Consider the following 20,919-nt stretch of genomic DNA (forward strand, 5'->3'; position numbering starts at 1 on the left):
GATGCAGCCCCTGCATTTTTTAGGCATCAAAAATGGCGGAGATATTGAAGAAAGTTATCCATCACTGCCAGTTACCGTTAATGGCGCTTTTTCAATAGCCGGTATTACGCGCAACCCAAATCAGTCAATTATTTTACAGTTTGGCTATGGCAACAAGGTGAGCATTGAAAAAACCGTCGATCTCGACTTGCAAAAAAATGCTGTTGATAATGTTGATGTTGCCAAACTTTGGGCACAGAAAAAAATAAACGAACTGGATATTGATTATAATGCCAATAAACAACCGATAGAACAACTGGGTAAACGCTTTGGCATTATTACCCGTAACACATCGCTAATTGTGCTGGAAACAATTAATGATTATATCCAATATGAGATTGAGCCGCCTGCAGAATTGCGTGCCGAATATAATGCCATTATGAAGCAGCGGGGCGGCAATGTAAACTCCCTGCAAAGAGAAAACCTTACTACGGCCATAAATATGATGGATGAGTTGACACGTTGGTGGAACCAGGATAACAACCCTAAACTAACCCCAAAAGCCAAAAGGAAAATTGTTACGGGCGACACCCCTTCAGTAGTCCAAATTGACGAACCTGTTGGCAATGCAGATGTAAGGCAGGTTGTTGAGGAGAGGAGTGCCCAGGCGGCGAGTCAGCGTGTAAACCCGGGGCAACTTAACGAGGTTGTAGTGACCGGGACCAATGTACAAAGAAGAAGGGATGTAACAGGTTCGGTTAGTACCATAAATCCCCCCGAGAGCGCGCAAGGCTATTTTACGCAGCAAAATAAAACCCAGGCGTTGAATGGCAGGGTTGTCGGTTTGCAGGTAACAACAACAAACCCAAACACGCGCATCGTACTAATAGGCAACAGGTCGGTGGCCTCAAACGACAAAGCGCTGGTGGTTGTAGATAATATTATTGTTCCGCAGGATGTTTTGAAAAATTTAAAGCCGGATGATATCGATAATATATCTGTATTGAATGGCTCAAGTGCAACTGCTTTATATGGGGCAAATGCAGCGAGCGGCGCGATCATTATCACCACTAAAAGAAGCGCAGCTTCAAATGCAGATACATTGCGAAGTAGTGCTGCAAAAGGTATCGATATCACTTATAAAAAGGCTGACGAAGATTATCTGAAAGTGCTTAAAAAAACGACCAAAGAGAATCAGTATCAAAAATATTTAGAACTGCGTGCCGGCCAAAAAAGTAACCCGGTATATTATTTTGATGTGGCTAATTATTTCATAACAACAGGTAACCGGGAGATTGGTGTACGGGTATTAAGCAACCTGGCCGAGTTAGACCTGGAGAGCTACGAATTATACAAAATGCTGGGCTATAAATTTAAACAGCTTGGTGATTTTGAAAGCGAAGTATTTGCCTTTAAAAAGGTAACCGAACTGCGCCCCTTAGACCCGCAAAGCTACCGCGATTACGGGCTGGCACTTGCCGATGCCGGCAAATATCAAAAAGCGCTTGATGTACTTTATGCCGCCATGACAAAAAGCTACACCAACGATGCCGACAATATTTACAGAGGGATACAGGAGATCTTCCTGCCCGAGATCAATCATATTATAGCGCTGCATAAACCACGGCTTTCCCTGTCTGCTATCCCTAAAAAGTTTATTAAACCACTGCCTGTTGATGTAAGGATTGTGATGAACTGGAACATGAATAATACCGATATTGACCTGTGGGTAACCGACCCCAATGGCGAAAAATGCTTTTATAGCCATAACCGCACCGCAGCCGGTGGCCGTATCTCGCGCGACATGACCCAGGGTTTTGGCCCCGAACAATTCATGCTGAAAAAAGCCATAAAAGGCACCTACAAAATAGAGATTGATTATTATGGTGATACCCAGGCAACAATTGCCGGGCCAACAACCATTATGGCCGAGATGTACACCAATTACGGAACACCAAAAGAAAAGAAAGAGATGATTGTGCTGCAAATGAAAAAAGACGCCAAAGGCGGAGTATACATCGGCGACCTTGATTTTAAATAACAAACAGCCGGGTTTAACAAAATGTTGAACCCGGCTTAAAAGTTCTTTTAAAACTGAAAAGATATTCTCTATTTTCGGTCTCCTGATTATTTATAATGAAATACTATTACCTTATTGCCGCGGTGTTGTTTATTACAGCCTGCAACCAACCTCCTAAAGTTGAATTAAACGTTAAAGCCACCGGCATAGCAAGCGGCACGGTCATCATCAACCAAAACAACCAGGAGCTGTTGAGCCAAAATATAAAGGATGGCGACGCTACCATCAGCAAGGCTTTTGAAGCACCCGGCTATTTTAATATTACTATACTGGATAACACCAAGCCATTAAGCGCCAAAAACAATTTCGAGGTATACCTGGAGAATGGCAGCTATACCATAGATGTTAAACCAAACAGCAAGGGCATTTACCCGGGCATTACAACCACATCGCAAACTCAGCAACAGCTTTCTGATTATTATAAAACCGAGAATGAATTAGCCGGGGGCCTTAACCACACTATAGATTCGTTACTGATATATCTGGATACGCGCGAAGCGAAAGCGTTACCTAAAAAAGCGCATACAGCACTGACCGATAAAACCCGGGGCTACCAAATAAAGCGGAGAAAGCTGGAGCCGGAGATACTAACTGCCTACGTGGCCAAACATCCCGATAATGTTGTCGCTGCACATATTATGGCGCAGCAATACCTGGATGAGTACCCGGTTGAATACAACAGCATTTTTAAAAAGCTTACCGAAAAAGCCAAAAGTACCGACGACGGCGTAAAGATTACCAACAAACTAAGCATCTTAACCAACCTTTTGCCGGGAGCAGACGCCCCCGATATTGCTGGTTTTACCCCCGATGGGAAGGCCTTTGATAAAAAATCTATACGCGCCAAAGTAATATTGGTAGAGTTTTGGACATCAACCAGTCAGTTAAGTGAAATGAACCACTCTAAAATGCTTAATGCCCTTATTTTAAGCGATGGCGATAAAAAGAACTTTAAAATGGTAAGTATTGCAACCGATGCTAATAAACAGACTTGGGAACGCGCGGTAAAACTAAGCCAGTTAACCTGGTCACAGGTGGCCGATTTTAAAGGCGATAGTTCGCCAAACGTTGCTAACTGGCAGATAAAAACAAACCCGGCCTATTTCCTGGTCGATGGGCAATGGCACATACTTAAAGCTAATATAGATCTGGCAGATGTAGACCAGTTTGTACATGATTATTTGAAGAAGAAGGGCTAATACTATCCTTCTGCTAATCCTGGCTTGTTTCGTTTATTAAATAAATAACACCAATTACACTCGCTAAAAGAAAAATAATGTTTTTCACATCCCACAGATACTGCAAGTGAGCGGATGGGTGGTTAGCTTGAATATTGTTAAGCAGCCAGGTACCGGCAACCAGCCAAATAAACCCTATAATAGGGTAGAAGAGTATCGGCCAGAATAAAAACTTCCTGCTCACCATAGGTTAGATTTATTGTTAAACACAAAATGCAATATAAACAAAAAGCCCTTCAGATTTTCACCCGATGGGCCTTGGCAAACTCAACGTAATATATAGGTAAATAAAACGATTAACCTAACTAATTTTGAATGGGACAAAGAAACTACCTGCCGCCAATTAAAGAAATTGTAACACCAACTGCTCCCACTCGTCTTGTAAAGACAAGTTTGGGCGAATCTGCCGTGCTTTGCTATACCAGTAATCCGCGTTCCAGATATCACCTTCTTTACGGTGCAGGTATGCATGCACCCACGCGGATCCATGATCTTTTAGTTGATCAACCAGGGCATGCGCTTGATACCAATCACCTTTACCATCATACCAAAGGCTTTTTAACTGAACAGAGAGCCCGCCAACAGGCTGGTCTAAATTCAATGATTCTTTAAATTCGATTAAAGTTTTCACTGCTCATTCTTTTTTTCAAAAATAAGGGTAAAATACGATTTGTAGTAAGTGTTACCAATATCGCTGATCTTGGGGGGCTGAATTACTCACCAAAAAGGTGATTTTTAATGGATAATTTAATATTGTCAGAAAACAAAAAACCCTCAGATGATATCATCTGAGGGTTTTGCCCAATTTTACTATTGATAAAGCGGAATGGACGGGACTCGAACCGAGTTTGATACACTCCTTATTTTCAATAGATTACAATCTTCAAACGGTGGTAATTCCCGAATTTCCCACAATCAATTTGATCCAATTTGATTCCTAATGACTTAAGTAAAAATAGCAACTTATATCTATTGCTGCAATATATGTTGAGAGTAATATTCCTCAAATCTCATAAAAAGGATAATACTCACAGCTGATTTACGACCAAAACAGATTTGCTTACTCCATCAATTGATAATGTTCAGTTATCCGTTGTTAATAAAACAATATACATTCTTAATATTCTATAAGGCATCAGAATCGAAATGCGGCATTTCCTTAAAGCCTTAATAATGGTTTCCCAAGAAAAGTATGGATAAATACAAATATCATTAACTTGCAGTTTGTTCTAAACTATTACAATGGCCCTTTACGATTTTTCTTCCCTAAACTCATCTGACCTTGAACTGTTAGTATGTGACCTGCTTAATAAGGAAAATCAAGAACTGGGTAATGGATATATTTATCAGATTTTCAAGCCAGGTAAAGACAAAGGAATTGACTTTCGTCATGCTTTAAAATATGACGAAAATCACATTGTAGGACAAGTCAAGCATTATCTAAACTCTGGATTTGACGCTCTAATAAAACATCTCAAGGAATTTGAAAAGACGAAAGTTCTTAAATTAAAAACCAACCGTTACATATTCGCGACCTCCCTTCCATTAAGTGTATATGATAAGAGCAAAATCTATAAGATTTTTCAACCTCATATAATAACTACGGACGACATTCATGGACAGGAGTCTTTGAACCAGTTACTTGAACGTTACCCAATTGTACTTGATAATCATTTTAAGCTATGGTATTCAAGCACGCATGTACTTAAAAAAATAATTTTTTATGAGATCCTAGGTAGATCTTTAGAGTTTACAGAAGAATACCTGAAGAAGAAAATCAAGCTTTTTGTAGAAACATCTGAATTTCAAAAGGCAAAGAAGATATTGGCCGAAAACCGGGTTATTGTGATCAGTGGCGATCCTGGTTCAGGCAAAACCACTCTTGCCGAAATGTTGGTTTACGAATATTTGAAAAATGATTACCACTTAACGTATTTAGTAGATGACGTTCGGGAGATAAATCGGGTTATAACCGCGGACGATACTCCGCAGCTGTTTTATTATGATGATTTCCTGGGCCATAATGCCGCAGAAATTCAAAAGGCCAAAAGTACAGAATCTGTATTTATCACAATTCTTAATAGGTTATTGCGCGCCCAAAATAAGTACTTCATAATGACGACGAGGAGCATAATATTGAAGGACGTTACGGAAAGTTCTCAGCGTTTCAGAGATTTACATATCGAACGTTTTGTGTTTATTCCGTTTGAAAAAGAAAATTCATCCTTCAGGCAAAGAATTCTAGAAAACCATATCGACGTATCAAACTTGCCTTTTACCTTAAAGAAGGTGATACAACAACCTAAAATAGGTGAGTTCATAATTCATCATAGCAGTTTTTCTCCACGCTCTGTTGAATACATAACCAATCCGATTAGGGTGGGGAAACTTACAATGAAACAGTATAGAAATTATATCATTGATAACTTCAATTATCCCGATGAAATCTGGCGGGATGCCTACGAGCAACAAATTTCTGAAATTGATAGATTGTTGTTAAATACTTTTTACAGTTTGGGCGATTCAGTTGAATATGAAAACCTTGAAAAAGCATTCGCTGCAAGGATTAAATACGAAACTGAAAATTATAATTTAATATTTCCGACAGGGTCTTTTCTTAAATCCTTTCGAAAGCTATCGGGAAGTTTCCTTATTAAAGCGTACAGCGATCCTAATAGCAGTCATCTCAAATTCGCTAACCCTTCAATAGTCGATTTTTTAGATAACTATATTAAAATTGATAACACTGAGATCACGAGAATTACTCATTCATGCGTCTATGTCGAACAACTCTATGGCAGATTTTATAAATATTTTGATGAAACGGCAATTAAATTAATGCCGGATTTTTTGAAGCAGAAACTGTACCATCCTCAAAGCTTTTTACAACCCGATGGCCAAGATAATTTATTGATCAATTTAGTTTTTTTACTTTACAATTTTGACAAAACAAGCAAATCTTTGCCGTTGATATGCAACTACCTTGGGCAAATTCATGATTTTGAAGAATTGTTATTAGATCAGTTTATTTTGGACAATTTAAAGATTATTGTTGAAGATGTAGATGAAGAATTAGTGATTAAAACGCTCTCGGGAATAGGGATGCCAATATTTGAGCATATAATCGATAGCGAATATGAATTACACAGTATGTTGGATTGTTGCCACATGGTAGAGGCAAAATTTGGAATCGAGCCCCAAAAGCTTTTGAAGCGTAGCTCAAAAGACCTTTATAACCAGACAAAAGATGAATTTTTCAATAATTTGGAAGAGGAACTTGACGATTTAAAGACAAAAATATTGGATGAAAAAGAATTGGAAGAACCATTGACAACATATACAAATTATGCCAAAGATTTGGCACATTTCGGTCTCGATCTGCCAAACTTCGGGCGGTATTTTAATACTTTAGATTGGATCGATTGCGCAATGGAAAATCAGTTTAGGCAAAAATTGAGAAATGATAAAGATTGATAATGAAGTTAGCGACAAATTAACTTTATTTAACTTTGTAAACAGTAATAACTTATTTCAAAGAATACAATAAGTATATTACATTAACGGTATTTTTTTGCAACATTGACCAATTGTTGTTTGCAAGCTATATAAACAGTATTTCCTATCTTCGAAAAAAAAGTTTCTGTTGAATAAAGAACAAGACATAATCGCTTCCATCCAGAATGTTTTAGAGAACGATCCTAAAAATTACTCTAAAATTCTGGAACTATCTGCTCAGCTTAGTGAGTTTGATACGGAAAACGTACGCTTTTCTGTTGATGCCGGTGTTATAAGCAGACTTGGAAGGGAACTTGTTGGCAAAGAAGAAACCGCAGTATCTGAACTGATAAAAAATGCTTACGATGCTGATGCACTATCTGTAACGGTAGATTTTTTTGAATGTGATCGGCCGGGTGGTCGTTTGAATATTGATGACAACGGCTTAGGGATGACCCGGCAACAGCTGGTGAATGGCTTCATGAAAATTTCTTCCAGTGACAAAATTCATTTTCCAAAATCGTTACGTTATCAGCGAACAAGGGCAGGTCAAAAGGGCATCGGCCGTTTCGCCACACAGCGATTGGGTGATAGGCTCACAATTATAACGCAAACGCTCGATGAAGCTTTCGCAAGTAAGGTTACAATTAATTGGGATGACTTTGCAATTGATGCCAATTTAATTTTGATTGAAAATAAAATTGAATACGTTGAAAAAGTTAAACCTGAAGGTACGACACTTTATATTGAGGGCTTGCGCGAGGCCTGGTCAGAAGTAACAATTAAGAGGGCATTCCGGCACGTTAGTGATTTGCTACAACCATTCCCACTTTCTGAACATTACGAAAAATCAGTTGATGATCCGGGGTTCGCGGCGAGTTTTTCAAAAGATGACCAACAAGTAATTGATTTGCAAAGTGCATTTTATGAACATGCCTTGGCAGAAATTGAAGGTTATGTTGACGCGGATGGACATGGATTTTATGCGTTCAAAAGTGAAAAACTTGAAATGCAAGAGGAAGTATTTCTCGTCGGCAAAAAAGATCGTAATGACCCATTTATTGAGTTAAAAAACATTCATTTTAAAGCATATTATTTTATTTACAATGCAAAGGGAACAAATTATTTACCCAAACTTGTAAATACATATATCAAAGAAAATGCCGAAGAAAACGGAGGTATTAGACTATATCGAAACGGATTCCGCGTTTTACCCTATGCTTTAAAAGACGATGATTGGTTGGGGCTGGATGCATCTGTCAGACGCAGATCAATACTTCCACCGCACGGAAACAATAATTTCTTTGGGTTTGTCGAAGTTGTTGACACCTATGGTGTTATGTTTCAAGAACGATCCAGTCGTGAAGGTCTAATAGAAAATATAGCTTTCAGGGAACTTCAGGATTTTTGCTATAAGGTTTTATCTGAAGTAGCGTTAAAGATATCGGTCGTTCGAGAAAGAAAGGGGACGTCAAATCAGAAAGGCTGGATTGGGAAATCTTCTAAGGAAATCATAGATGATGCTAAAAAGGAAGTTGAAAATCTAATAAGCGCCACAACCGGCGACAATACATCTAATACTTCTGAGTCCGCTGAGGATGAACCAAAGCGAATATATCACAGTGTTGATAATACGCTAATCATTGAAAGCCTGCAAAAGGTTGAGGAGTTTCTCGAAGATGCGAAAAGTGCTCAGGAAGAGGAGGCCCGCGAACATGATCAGTTACTTAAAGAGGTACAGCTATTGCGTATACTCGCAGGTTTAGGATTAACTATCGGCGAGTTTGTTCATGAAATCAATCATTATAATCCTGCGCTGAAATATGATAGCGAGTTACTTGTATCGTTAGCAACCACTCCGAAGTATAAGGATGCTGGAGTGCGACTATTCAGTAATCTGAATGCCTTAACTGTTTATACAGCATATTTTCAAAGGGCAATTTCTGAAAACGCAAATCGCGAATTAAAACCCGTAGAGATTCGCGACGTCGCCGGCGACTTTATTACCGTTATTAGACCGGATTTGGAAAGAAGCGGTATCGAATTGGGTAACCCGGAATTCAATGGGTATAAACTTTTTACCCTGCCGATGCATAAATCAGAATGGGCGTCAATTTTATTTAACCTTTACACCAATTCTAAAAAAGCCATCATAAGGGCAAATAGGAAAGGTAAAATATCAATAAGAGGCGGCTCGTCAGGCAAAATCATTTATTTAGAGTTTTCTGATAATGGTGATGGTATTCCGGAAAAGGATTACGAAAATATTTTTGATGCGTTTTTTACCACTAGTGCCCCAGTAGGCAATGCAACAACAGAAATTGAAGAATTGACCGGGACGGGCCTCGGGCTAAAGATCGTTAATGATATAATTGAAGGTTACGGGGGGCGGGTATTTGTTTCGCCATCTCCAAAAGAATATAGCACCACTATACGAATAGAACTTCCTAAACTTTAACCATAAAATGAGCAAGTATTCACTATTATACCTGGATGACGAAAAAGATCGTTTGGTACTGCCGATTAAAGAAAAATTAGAAGATCAGGGGCAATTAACAATAACGGTGGATAAGCCAAAATCATTTGAGGATGAAATCGACAAATTAGCCGCAATCTTACCTGATTTCAGCGGTATTGTGCTGGACCTCCAATTAAATGGCCCGCAAGAGGATGGATCTCAAGTTCGGTATCAAGCCCCCTCACTCGCTCAACAATTAAGAATTTTGGCTTCTGAAGGCAAAGCGAAAGATGTTCCTATATTTTTGTGTTCAACGGACGATAAAGTTAAAGCTTCCTTTAAAAGAGATTTTACAAGTCATGACCTGTTCGATTGGACTTTTATGAAGGATGAAATCTCCTCAGCAACAATTGATAAAATTTGCTCGATAGTAGAAGGGTATGACCAAATAACAAAAGGCACTAAAGATTTCTCAGCACTGCTTCAGAGAGACTACAACGATCTCGATCAACGAATTCTTTCAAGATTTATAAACGAAGAAAACCCTCCTGTTCACGAAGTTGCACGAATTATTTTTAAAGAAGTAATCCAGGAACCGGGCTTATTGATTAATGAAGAGATTTTGGCGGCGCGCTTAGGTATCGATAAAGAAAAATCCAAAGATTGGGATAAAATTCTTGATGCCTTTAAAAGTGCGGGCTACGATGGCATCTTTGAATCAGGTTGGAATAGATGGTGGGCTGATCGGGTAGCAGACCTATTTGAATCATTTGCTAAAGAAAATTTGGGCTTTCTAAATGCAACGGAGAGAGTTAACGCTCTAAAAGCCAAATTCAATCTTGAAAACATCGTTCCGGCTAAAGCTTTACCATTATCAAACAGCACTAATTTTTGGACTATTTGCCAAGCTACAGGTAATCCTATCGACACTTTCGAGGGTTATAAAATAGATAAGAAGAAAGAACCCAGACCTTGGCAAGAATATAGTTATGTGTCCTTGTATGCTTTGATGGAAAGAATTGCTGAGGCTAAAAATATCAAACTTCACCCATCAGAATTTGAACGGTTTGACATTGAAAGCGCCGCGTTGTAATTATGGAAATTAACAAAGACAACCTGGCCTTTCGCAAAGTACTTGCAAAGGAATATGTAACGCTAAAATCGATACTCGAAAAATATCAAATCGACAGCAAACCGATTGATAAGGCGATTACCGAACTTAAAGACGAGAAATTTTTACCGGGCACTGAAGATTGGGAGCCGGATCCGCTTAATTGGGGCTATTCCGTTCGGAATATGGTTTTTGAAGAATCAACTTCTTCAGTTCAGTATCCGAAAAACATAAAAAGGCTGAAAATTACATTTGGAATAACCTGTGTTTCGGTATTCAATGGCGACTCGACCCAAATTTTAGACCCATTTAAGCATTTGGAATTCAATATTGTCGCAGAAGGGTTCAACAAGACGACAGTGCGCCATGTTGTGTCATTTCATTTAGATAGACATTTAGATGTTGGCAATAAACCAGATGAAGCACATCCGATTTACCATTTTCAATTTGGTGGCAGAAAATTAAAGGAAGCGGAAGAACAAAATTTTGGTTCGTCATTAATTCTTGATTCACCAAGGATGATGCACTACCCAATGGATTTAATTATGGGAATCGATTTTTTAACTTCTAATTTTGCACCTGCTAAATGGAGCAAATTACGGAAAGATCGAGATTTCATCATTTTGTTAAACAAAGCCCAGCAAAGGATTATGAAGCCTTGGGTTCATTCATTAGCAAATCATTTTAAATTAAATAGCGACGGTAACTTCAATTTTGACCCGAAGGTAATTTGTCCTCAATTGGCTTAATGGATAAAAAAAGCGTTTTCAAATTTTTAAAAAATTATACAACAGATCCCGTGTTAATTAACCGGTTGTTTGTTACGGCCTTTCTTAATACAAATAAATTACCTAAGCCGAGTTCGACATTCTTGAAAAAATATTTGATTCATGAAGAATCCGATGAATTTCAAAAATTACTGGATTTTATAAAGCTCACAAATACAATTGATATTGAGAACCTCATTGAGCTTTTTGAGTTTGTAGTTTCACCGGAAGATAAAATAGTTAATGGAGCTGTATACACTCCGAAAAAAATAAGAGAATATATAACTAGCTATACATTTAAGAAAAAACCGTTAAAGTCAGATAGTTCAATAGCTGATATAGCCTGTGGTTGTGGCTCCTTTCTACTTACAGCAGCGGAAGAATTACATAAAACCTACGGTAAAACATTTTCAAAAATTTTTCAGGAAAACATATATGGCCTTGATATTCAGGACTATTCGATTGAGCGTTCAAAAATACTTTTATATCTACTGGCACTTACACATGGTGAACAGGTTGGAGAAATAAAGTTTAACCTATATTCGGGCAACGCTTTAATTTTTGATTGGAATGTTGTACGATTAAATCAATCAGGATTTGATTTTATTTTAGGAAACCCACCTTATGTCTGCTCACGTAATATGGACGCAGAGACAAAAGCCCTTGCGATTCAATTTGAAGTTTCAAAGTCTGGTCACCCGGATCTTTATATTCCTTTTTTCGAAGTTGGTATTAATTGCCTAAACGAGGGTGGCGTTTTAGGTTTCATTACAGTAAACTCGTTTTTCAAAAGTGTAAATGGTAGAGCATTAAGGTCATATTTCCAACGCAATAAATATGGAATTGACATTTTTGATTTTGGTGGAGAGCAGGTTTTCAATGACCGTTCTACCTATACCTGTTTATGTTTTATATTGAAATTTGAAAGAGAGTATCTAAACTACGTTATCTCACCTACCGTAACATTGAATGTTCAATCGACTCCTTTCTTTAGTAAGATAAATTGGAACGATCTCGATTCCCAAAACGGTTGGATATTACGAGATGCTGCCTTTATTCGAGCGGTCGAAAAAACCGGCATCCCATTTTCTAAAAAGTACAGAACTAGAAATGGAATTGCAACTCTTAAAAACGAGGTTTATATTTTCACCCCAAAGGCAGAAGATAATAAATATTTTTACCTGGATCTTGACAAATTGATCCCCATCGAAAAAGGAGCTTGTGCCGACATTGTAAATTCAAATAAATTAATAGACCAAAACGTCTCAGTTACTTCGCTTCAGAAAATTATTTTTCCATACGAATTCAAACCTGGCAATGTGCGCGCCAGTTTATTGGGAGAACAGATTTTTCGAAAACAATATCCAAATGCCTACAGGTATTTGGAATCAAAAAAAACACTTTTGTCGGAAAGGGATAATGGTAATGGAGATTATGAGGCTTGGTTTGCCTTCGGTAGAAACCAAAGCCTCGAGAGAATGAAATTTAAATTGTTTTTTCCTCATCTTACATCAAGAATTCCAGTAACCCTTTTAAATAATGATGAAAATTTACTGTTTTACAACGGTTTGGCAGCTATTTCAGATAACGTTGAAGATCTTATAATCTTAAGTCGGATATTTCAATCGGATATTTTTTGGCGGTATGTTATTGCAATTAGTAAACCCTACTCATCAGGCTTTTTCTCGCTCAGTCGAAATTATATAAAGAATTTCGGAATTCCAGAATTTACAGATTACGAAAGGGGGATTCTTTTAAATTCTGATGACAGGAGTGTTGTTGATAAGGTTATTATTGCGAAATATAATTTAAACATAGCTTTATAGCCTTTAACATAGGAATACCTATTACACCATTCAAATGGTGTCAATAGTTCTAATGGAATGTTTTTGTAGTTGGTCACGATATCTAAGGATCGTATAGTAGTCACGAGTACATAATATGTCGCGTTTGTAAAACAATCCTTCTACAATTAATCGACGGTCATTTGCTCCTGTAACTGAAATGGCATCCAAGAGTTGATGACCCAAACGCACAACGATTAAAACTCAATATCATAATGGGTCAATTAATAAAGGATAATTATTTATTATCATAAATTGCCTATTCAGACTATCAGATAATTATTTGACATATGTTAAGTAGAGAGCGTTTTTCCAACCTTGCTTTTTAGACTTAGGGGTTAATAGTCAAAAATGCTTTATATTTATCCAACGCCAGTAACACCTTGTCTACGTGAATGCCAAACTTGAATTAGCCCGTCTTTCAGATTCTCTATTGACTAAAGGGGAAAAAGTGACGATATTTTGTGGTGCGGGTGTTTCTTATCCATCACAAGTCCCATTGGTTTACCCTATTATAAGCGGTTTACTTGCTCGACTTGGTGCTGGCGATGCTGAGATTAAAAAAATTATCGGTGCTGGAATACCTTTTGAAGTTTTTATGGAACTGTTCAAGGAGCATATCGACATTGACCCTATCTTTGAGTTATTTACAAATAAGGTACCCAATTACGATCACAAAGTTATGGCGAGCCTCGCAAAGGCCGGATATTGCAGCCTTATCATTACGACAAATTTTGATACATTAATTGAACAAGCGCTTGAAGACGAGAGATTGGTTGAAAATACTGAATTTATAGTGTATGCAAAAGATGAAGAATTCGCTACGATAGATTGGGATTCCAAATTGATAAAGATCATTAAGATACATGGCACTGCGACCCATATTGATTCGATCAAGATTATCATGTCGAAGATTGCAAGTAGCTCAGTATCTGATAATCTAAAGGAAGTTATTAATCAAGCGTTTTCTCTCGGAGCACATCAAAATGTATTGGTCCTTGGTTATAGTTGCTCGGATCATTTTGATGTTACCAAAATCTTAATAAATATATCAGAGCCCTTTAAAAATGTAATTTTCATTGAGCACCATGACACGAAAGTTGAACCGGATTCATGGATCAACGAGGATATCCGCTTAAAAAAAACTAATAATCCTTTTAAAAGGTTTGAAGGAAGTATTAGAGTCAATGCAGAAACAAAAACAACACTGGAATTTATTGCATCAAAATTAGCCCTTGAACCGGAGCCCGTTACCAAAATACCGGATTTTGACCCGAATAAGGCTTTAGATAATGTTTTTGCTACCATTCCTGAAAAAAAACTAGCGATGATTAAGTCACATGCGCTTGGCCGACTTTTGATAAAATCTGCTAATTATGTTTTAGCAGAAAACCGAATGAAGCAATCGTTAAACGCAGCGCTTAAAGCAAAAGACTACTTTTTTATTGCACAAGGTTATCTTAATCTCGGAATCATTAATTACAGGTTATCCCGCCCAATTGATGCGATACGTATGTACAAATTCACTCTCCGAATTCTTGAAAATCATGACATCAAACGTCCTGAACGTTATAAAAAACTTATTAAATCAAACACATTGGGGAACATTGGCAACGTATTATATGGCATCAGAAAACTTCGCTTCGCTGAATATTTCCAATTAGCAGCATTAAAAATAGCGACAGATGAAAATTTTGAGCAATTGGCGGCAAATTCAAATGGGAACCTTGGTATCGTTTATTTTGAGGGTCATCAATATAGTCTTGCGCTAAAATTTAACACTGCTGCATTGACACTAGCAGATAAGATCGGCGATCCTGAAGGAATAGCCAGGCATAATTATAATATCGGGTGTTGTCAAATTAAATTAAACCATCCAAGGTTAATGCATCGTTTCTTCAAAATAGCTTTAGAAATATTTAAACTTATAGGGCGGGCTGATGGTATTGCTTATTTGGATGTTGAGTTAGGTAAATATTACTTTGACAAAAAAATGCATTTTAAAGCCCGGGCGCATCTTAGAAAGGCTGTTGCCGCAGTGGAGCACATGAATGGGTTGTTGATACAAGCTGATTGTTATGAGTATTTAGGTGACGTGTATGCCGCTATTGATAACAAACAAAAATCTTTGAAATATTACCAGGGATGTAAAATTATTTGCGAGAATTCCGATGCAATATGGTTTAAGCAACGATCTCAGCAATTAAAAGTAAAAATTGAAAAGTTATAGAGACCGGGGCCTGTTCAATTCCAACCATGATTATAGAGAAGAAAAGATTTGTAAATCTTGAACTAAGCGATTCGGCTTTAGTCCTGCTCTCGCTAAGAATGGGAAGCAAGACCGAGCAAGACTCGAACCAGTTAATTGTTCTTAAGATCAAAGCTAATTTGTCTGATGTATGTGAATAAAAGATTTCAGGAAAAAGTTCTGACTTTTGTCTTCAAATGATATTAAAATGGTCAACATCATACTTAATATAAATACCTGGATCTATCCGGCTAACGGCTATGACCAGACTACCGTCAACTATCAAGACAGGCTTCATTTCAAACTACTCGCGGAAATTAAGGACTTTATACAGATAGATTTTCCTAATTTGTAATTGCGCATGGAGATCATTTTAACCACTGATTACGCCGATATCTTTCCGGGTGAAGACGAAACCGTAGTGTCCCTCTTAAAAGATATCCCATCACCCTTGCTGATCCAATTGATCTCTGCCCTAAATTCAGAGCTTTACATTAGGGACCAGGGGATGCCCACCCAAATCAAAATCCTTGATTTATTACTTAAACGACAAGCGTCTGACGTAAAAGAAAAGATATTGACAAGGGTGTTAAGCAAGGTCCGAAAGAACGAGGAGAACCTTTATTTTTTCTCCATAATGTTCAATATGAACTTTCTGCACTATGAGTTAACGCATTTCCGGGACCTGCCATACGATGAATTATCAGTAGATCAGGAGCTTCGAGTTTTTAAAGCTTACCTACGGATAGCAGAAACAACAAATGATGCCTACATCAAAGCGATGGGAACAATCCCACCGTATAATAACGAGTATTTTCGAAAAACGGTCTGGCCCACACTTATTGATCAATTTGAACTAAACAAGCAGCTGACCCCATTTCCGACACTTGTTCGCGGGGCGGTCTTCTTTAATTATCTAAAAAATCATTCACGGTATTCGAAATACGCGGAAAGTTACCTTCAACGCCACGGAAAAGCCACCGCGCTCAATTATCTTTTTGATATCGCTAACTTGTTTGTAGCAGGAAGTAACCGTTCAGCAGAGATGTCTCCAGATGGATTAGCCACTTTCTCAACCCAAAGCGCTCCCGGATTCATTACATTATTCGAGCAATTTACTCTCGACCGAGAGGCTTACGCTAAGCTTTATCAAAATAGTAAGAGTAATTTCTCGGGTATCAAATCGAAACCTTTATACAAACTCAATGATAATAACTATCTGATCCTTCACTGGGGATATCTGACAAATAAAATGTACGAGGGCCTGATATTTGATTTTTACCAATACTCCGGGATAGCGGAACACCATGACTTCAAAGCCTTCACTGACTTCAAACGCTTCCTCGGAGAATCAATAACCGAACGTTATTTAGTTCGGAAATTATTAACGAGAATGTTTAGCCGTAAACATCAAATTTTAAAATTCGATGAAAAAGAGATCAAAGGATTTCCGGACGCTTACTTTCGCCGGGGCAACGACGTTTTTTTATTCGAAATAAAGGATGCTTACTTCCCTGCTTCCGCTATTAATGGTTACTCTTACGAAAAGATAAAGGCTGCCATAGATCAGAAAATGAATAACGAAACCAAAGGAACAGGGCAGTTTATCAAACAACTTAAGTCATTGACCAAACAGCCCTTTGAAAATCCGGTTCGTTACAAACACCTTAGGAATCTTAACATCTATCCGGTTATCATTTATGCAGATTTGATTTTTGATATGCCGGGAGTTGATCAATATTTACAGGATGAATTTAAAGCCAAAGTACTCGCCAACGGCCTGGAGAAACACTATAAAAAAATTAAACCGTTGACCTTCATTAACTTGACGTTTCTTATTAAAAATTTCGACCTGTTGGAAGAAAATGGAACGCGTCTAAGCGATCTAATTGAACATTATAATAGCGAAATCGTAAAGCGAAAGAAACGTTCAGAAAGAACTCGCGATCTAATTGATCACATGCGGGTTTACACCAGTTTTGAACAGATCGTTTCTGACATGCTACCACATACGAACCTGAAGCGGAATTATCTCGATACTTGTATAAAGGTTCTTGACTTGAAGGAAGGACTACCCGTTTAATATCAGCCAACATCATTGACTTAATGGAGTTTTATATTTGATAAAAAGGCTAATAGATCTTGAGTAAAAGCTACAGTTTTCCATCGGAAAAATGCCGTTATTACAACATTTAAATATTCGGCATCAATAATAAGCTTCCATAGAGACATAGCACTAATATTTATTAATTACTAAATTCGGCTTCAAGAGGTTCAACTTAGATGTTAAATATGTATTTGCCCACTCAAAACACCTACTTTAAATTCAGAAGCCGCTTTAATTTCTCATCTCACCGGTACGATATTGGCAGGCCGTTGTTTAGTAACAGGAAGCTGGAGGACAATTTCTTTTTGCTGAAGATCTATGAAATAGGCGAAACAGAATATGGACTGTTTTATGATTATCAGTTAGGCTTTTACTTAGAAGCTAATTTAGAGGAAGAAGAATTGTTCTTCAATCATGTTTTTGATATAGTACTCAACCGCATCCGCCATTTTAAAAGACAAGATCCTTTCTCATCGAAATACGCATCCGGCCTCGAACAAACCCGCAAACTCGAAGCATTTTTAGCGTTCCTGAAAACGATTGACCGCTGGCATAAAGTTGAACCGTTAGAATCGGTGATCGGCGAAAAGGATAAGCTGATAGACCAGCTACAAGAGCGGGTTGCAGAACTAGAGTTGTTGCTCAAACAAGTCAGGGAATTTGATGCGAATGAAAAGATCGTGATCACGAACGGTTATATCGCAGCGTTCATGAATCTGATAGAACAGGTGCAGGGTTTAAGCCTGGGCGACAAAAAACTGACAACCTCGCAAGGGCAAAGCCCGTGGTATAAAATGATTGCCAAATACTTTATGCATGGTGATAAACCCATCTCCATAGATACCGCCAAGAACTACTTTCCGGCAAACAAAAAGGATAAGCCGTCCAAGTATCTGAATATCTCCGAAGAAGACAAGCTGTTCAAGATCGTCCCCAAAGACAAAAAGTAGAATCTCACCCTCCATTCGTGACCAAACGCCTCCATTGGTCATTCATTTTTATCCTTTCAACTTGACATTTGCTTCCGGATCGTTCAGGCGGCTTTGTTCTATGCCGCTTTTGAACGGGTCAAATGTTGAACAAAAAACAAGGAGGGAAAGATGAACCTGGAAGTGATCACCAAAGAAGATCTAAGAGAATTTAAGAATGAGATGCTCAGCGAGATTAAGCAGCTGATGCAGCCCGGACAAGGGCAATCCAAACAATGGCTTAAAAGCGCTGAAGTGAGAAAATTATTGAAAATCTCACCGGGTACGTTGCAGAACCTGCGCATCAATGGAACGCTTCGGTTTACGCGTATCGGCAGTCTTTTGTACTACAAACAGGAAGACATTAATAAGCTACTGGAAGGAGGGTTGCAATGAAGTCATCTGTATCAGCGCAGGAACTGGCCGGTTATGGCAAACTGCTCAAACGCATGCGGGAAGATGTTCGGCTGAATGCGACGCATGTCAGCCTGTTTACAGCTTTGTTTGTCCACTGGCAAAGGAATGGCTTCGCCATTCCTTTTGCGGTGACAAGACGGGAGCTGATGGCGTTCAGCAAGATCGCATCAATTGCTACGTATCACAAATGCATCCGGGAACTGGATGCATTTGGTTATATCCGTTACCAGCCATCCTATCATCCAAAGCTTGGCAGCCTGGTTTACTGGCCTGCCGGATGGGAGGCAGCCGGATGAAAAGTAACTCTATAGCTGCATATCTCGATAGCTGCGTATCTACGCAGCTATGTAATCAAGTATCTAACAAAAAGTCAGGCCGCTTAGCGTCCTTCCGCGAAAGCGGGGGGAGCAAGCGGAAGTCGGGCGCACCCGACTTTTTCCGCTTGCCCTGCGGGGCAGAGCAGATTCGCGTATACCTGCGGTATACTTTCCCCCCGCTAAAAGCTGCAATAAAGGATTATAGTATACTTAGCAGTATACAGATATTGATAAAAGGGTATCAGGTTATATAATAGTAGACCAAACTATATAACAACGGATCAGGATATATATTGATAGATCAGGATAAGTAATAGAACAAGACGGAACATGACGAAAGATGAAAATGTTAAGACCATACGGTTCCCGGTAAAGACAGACGAGAAACTGCAGGCTATAGCGAATAAATGCGGCTTGACGAAACTGGACTGCTTTGTCCATATGGTGGATTATTTCTACAAGAGCAAGAAAGATCCAAGGGACCTGAATGACGAACTGTTAAAGAATGCCATTAATAAAAAGACAGATAACATAATCGCTTTTATCAAGACGCAAGAGCAGGAATTGTTGATGCCGATGAAAAAGGAATCTGAAAGGATGATTGCCGGCCAGATGCAAATGGTAGGTTTCTTCAACCAGCATATTATCAAGCACAATGATGAGCAGAAAGCAGCATACAAAGTGCAACTACAGCATATCAGCAAAATCGCAGATTTCTTAATGAAGCTGGACGCTGCTCAAAATGAAAGCAAACACTTAAAAGCAAAGTTCAATGTCATACTGGAATATTATATCAGCGCAAGGGAACAGATGGGCATGATGACCAAGCAGTCGGATAAAGATGCCCTTGTTCAGAACGTCCGCCAGCAGGTAAATAATCTCTAACAATTATTATTAATGTAAGCGCTATGCATGTAAACATCACCAAAAGCGAAACAGGCAACAACAATGGCAGCAGCAGCCAGTTGGTCGCCTACCTGGAGAAGGAAAACCGTATAGCGGAAGCACAAAAGAATCACCTGATGGAGCCGCAGTATTGGTTCAACCACGGCAGCGATACCATTCAGCCTTACGAGGTGCGGCAGGGCATAGATAATAATATAGCCAAGCTGTCAAAGGATGACGCCAAATTCTTCCTGATCAATATCAGCCCGAGCAGTAAAGAGATCCTTTACCTAAAAGAGCGGTTCGGTGAGGAAAAAACAAAAAAGTACTTAAAAGAATATACCAACGCTGTCATGGATACTTACGCTAAGAACTTTAAGCGCAACGGCGTAAACGGCAACCAGGACTTGGTTTATTTCGGGAAGCTGGAGCATAACCGGTATTATACTTACAAAGACCTGGAGGTGAGAAAGGGTTTGGCAAAGAAAGGAGATATCAAGCCTGGCGAGCAGATGCATGTTCAGATCATTGTCAGCAGGAAAGATGCAACCAATAGGATTAAATTGAGCCCGCTCAACAATTCCAAAGGAACCAATGCAGCACATAGTCAAAAGGTGGGGCAATTTGACAGGGTTGCCTTTAAGCAGGCGACGGAAAGTTTATTTGACACAATGTTTGGTTATGAGCGGGAGATCAAAGAATCATTTCAATATGCTAATACTTTGAAGCACGGTTCATATGAGGAAAGGCAAGGAGTTAAAGAGCAATTAAAAGTAGAAGAGTCCTTGAGCGTTGAAAAACAACACAACCATGGTAAAGGATTGCTCGATGTTTTATTAGGCGTGACTGATGGAGGCTACATCGCGCCGACACTTGATGACTCAAAAAAAAGAAGAAAGAAGAAAAAAGGCCGCGGATATGATGGGGGATTATCATTGTAAACTTAAAAGCATAAAAAAAATGAAAAGAAAGATTTTAAATTAGGCTGTAGGGATAATAGTCTTG

The 20,919-nt window shown here is 38.6% G+C and carries 16 protein-coding genes; 14 read left to right on the top strand and 2 right to left on the bottom strand.

The features are described from left to right. A partial coding sequence (locus tag WC615_RS00005) for a DUF2135 domain-containing protein (RefSeq protein WP_372976085.1) occupies positions 1 to 2,020 on the top strand: 2,020 nt, incomplete at its 5' end. 95 nt (positions 2,021 to 2,115) lie between these two features. Continuing rightward, positions 2,116 to 3,258 (top strand): TlpA family protein disulfide reductase, encoded by a 1,143-nt coding sequence (locus tag WC615_RS00010; RefSeq protein WP_372976086.1) that lies wholly within the window; start codon positions 2,116 to 2,118, stop codon positions 3,256 to 3,258. Positions 3,259 to 3,271: 13 nt separating this feature from the next. Here the strand turns inward: WC615_RS00010 and WC615_RS00015 are convergent, their stop codons facing one another. Next, on the bottom strand, positions 3,272 to 3,484 hold the full coding sequence (locus WC615_RS00015) for a hypothetical protein (protein WP_372976087.1): 213 nt from the start codon (positions 3,482 to 3,484) through the stop codon (positions 3,272 to 3,274). A 156-nt stretch (positions 3,485 to 3,640) separates the two neighbouring features. Further along, positions 3,641 to 3,928: a hypothetical protein gene (locus tag WC615_RS00020; RefSeq protein ID WP_372976088.1), complete on the bottom strand. Its 288-nt coding sequence runs from the start codon at positions 3,926 to 3,928 to the stop codon at positions 3,641 to 3,643. A gap of 611 nt (positions 3,929 to 4,539) precedes the next feature. On the opposite strand from WC615_RS00020, the gene WC615_RS00025 reads away from it, so the two are divergent. The 12 genes from WC615_RS00025 to WC615_RS00080 all read left to right on the top strand — a co-directional run bounded on the left by WC615_RS00025 (position 4,540) and on the right by WC615_RS00080 (position 20,855). Next, a complete protein-coding gene (locus WC615_RS00025; protein ID WP_372976089.1) occupies positions 4,540 to 6,771 on the top strand; it encodes a hypothetical protein in 2,232 nt (743 codons plus the stop codon). Between the two features lie 169 nt (positions 6,772 to 6,940). Beyond that, positions 6,941 to 9,250, top strand: a complete 2,310-nt coding sequence (locus WC615_RS00030) for an ATP-binding protein (protein WP_372976090.1) — start codon at positions 6,941 to 6,943, stop codon at positions 9,248 to 9,250. Positions 9,251 to 9,257: 7 nt separating this feature from the next. Next, positions 9,258 to 10,343 (top strand): hypothetical protein, encoded by a 1,086-nt coding sequence (locus tag WC615_RS00035; RefSeq protein WP_372976091.1) that lies wholly within the window; start codon positions 9,258 to 9,260, stop codon positions 10,341 to 10,343. A gap of 2 nt (positions 10,344 to 10,345) precedes the next feature. Further along, the gene (locus WC615_RS00040; RefSeq protein ID WP_372976092.1) at positions 10,346 to 11,110 is read left to right on the top strand and encodes a hypothetical protein; all 765 of its coding nucleotides are present in this window, start codon (positions 10,346 to 10,348) and stop codon (positions 11,108 to 11,110) included. Then, positions 11,110 to 12,954: a class I SAM-dependent DNA methyltransferase gene (locus WC615_RS00045; RefSeq protein WP_372976093.1), complete on the top strand. Its 1,845-nt coding sequence runs from the start codon at positions 11,110 to 11,112 to the stop codon at positions 12,952 to 12,954. The genes WC615_RS00040 and WC615_RS00045 overlap by 1 nt, the downstream gene beginning before the upstream one ends. Before the next feature lie 409 nt (positions 12,955 to 13,363). Continuing rightward, positions 13,364 to 15,202: an SIR2 family protein gene (locus tag WC615_RS00050; protein ID WP_372976094.1), complete on the top strand. Its 1,839-nt coding sequence runs from the start codon at positions 13,364 to 13,366 to the stop codon at positions 15,200 to 15,202. 379 nt (positions 15,203 to 15,581) lie between these two features. Beyond that, a complete protein-coding gene (locus WC615_RS00055) occupies positions 15,582 to 17,303 on the top strand; it encodes a hypothetical protein (RefSeq protein ID WP_372976095.1) in 1,722 nt (573 codons plus the stop codon). A 200-nt stretch (positions 17,304 to 17,503) separates the two neighbouring features. Then, positions 17,504 to 18,277 (top strand): hypothetical protein, encoded by a 774-nt coding sequence (locus WC615_RS00060; protein WP_372976096.1) that lies wholly within the window; start codon positions 17,504 to 17,506, stop codon positions 18,275 to 18,277. A 150-nt stretch (positions 18,278 to 18,427) separates the two neighbouring features. Next, complete coding sequence (locus WC615_RS00065) at positions 18,428 to 18,691, top strand: helix-turn-helix domain-containing protein (protein WP_372976097.1); 264 nt, start codon at positions 18,428 to 18,430, stop codon at positions 18,689 to 18,691. Next, on the top strand, positions 18,688 to 19,008 hold the full coding sequence (locus tag WC615_RS00070) for a hypothetical protein (protein ID WP_372976098.1): 321 nt from the start codon (positions 18,688 to 18,690) through the stop codon (positions 19,006 to 19,008). The genes WC615_RS00065 and WC615_RS00070 overlap by 4 nt, the downstream gene beginning before the upstream one ends. 351 nt (positions 19,009 to 19,359) lie before the next feature. Further along, positions 19,360 to 19,914, top strand: a complete 555-nt coding sequence (locus WC615_RS00075) for a BfmA/BtgA family mobilization protein (RefSeq protein ID WP_372976099.1) — start codon at positions 19,360 to 19,362, stop codon at positions 19,912 to 19,914. A gap of 23 nt (positions 19,915 to 19,937) precedes the next feature. Further along, positions 19,938 to 20,855: a DUF5712 family protein gene (locus WC615_RS00080; protein ID WP_372976100.1), complete on the top strand. Its 918-nt coding sequence runs from the start codon at positions 19,938 to 19,940 to the stop codon at positions 20,853 to 20,855. Positions 20,856 to 20,919 lie beyond the last annotated feature (64 nt).

This window comes from Mucilaginibacter sp. (assembly GCF_041663085.1).
Lineage (GTDB): Bacteria > Bacteroidota > Bacteroidia > Sphingobacteriales > Sphingobacteriaceae > Mucilaginibacter.

Bases quoted from the DNA above. Each gene is read 5' to 3' on its own strand.
- WC615_RS00010 (WP_372976086.1), top strand. From the start codon at position 2,116: ATGAAATACTATTACCTTATTGCCGCGGTGTTGTTTATTACAGCCTGC.
- WC615_RS00015 (WP_372976087.1), bottom strand. From the start codon at position 3,484: ATGGTGAGCAGGAAGTTTTTATTCTGGCCGATACTCTTCTACCCTATT.
- WC615_RS00025 (WP_372976089.1), top strand. From the start codon at position 4,540: ATGGCCCTTTACGATTTTTCTTCCCTAAACTCATCTGACCTTGAACTG.
- WC615_RS00035 (WP_372976091.1), top strand. From the start codon at position 9,258: ATGAGCAAGTATTCACTATTATACCTGGATGACGAAAAAGATCGTTTG.
- WC615_RS00040 (WP_372976092.1), top strand. From the start codon at position 10,346: ATGGAAATTAACAAAGACAACCTGGCCTTTCGCAAAGTACTTGCAAAG.
- WC615_RS00045 (WP_372976093.1), top strand. From the start codon at position 11,110: ATGGATAAAAAAAGCGTTTTCAAATTTTTAAAAAATTATACAACAGAT.
- WC615_RS00055 (WP_372976095.1), top strand. From the start codon at position 15,582: ATGGAGATCATTTTAACCACTGATTACGCCGATATCTTTCCGGGTGAA.
- WC615_RS00060 (WP_372976096.1), top strand. From the start codon at position 17,504: ATGTTAAATATGTATTTGCCCACTCAAAACACCTACTTTAAATTCAGA.
- WC615_RS00065 (WP_372976097.1), top strand. From the start codon at position 18,428: ATGAACCTGGAAGTGATCACCAAAGAAGATCTAAGAGAATTTAAGAAT.
- WC615_RS00070 (WP_372976098.1), top strand. From the start codon at position 18,688: ATGAAGTCATCTGTATCAGCGCAGGAACTGGCCGGTTATGGCAAACTG.
- WC615_RS00075 (WP_372976099.1), top strand. From the start codon at position 19,360: ATGACGAAAGATGAAAATGTTAAGACCATACGGTTCCCGGTAAAGACA.
- WC615_RS00080 (WP_372976100.1), top strand. From the start codon at position 19,938: ATGCATGTAAACATCACCAAAAGCGAAACAGGCAACAACAATGGCAGC.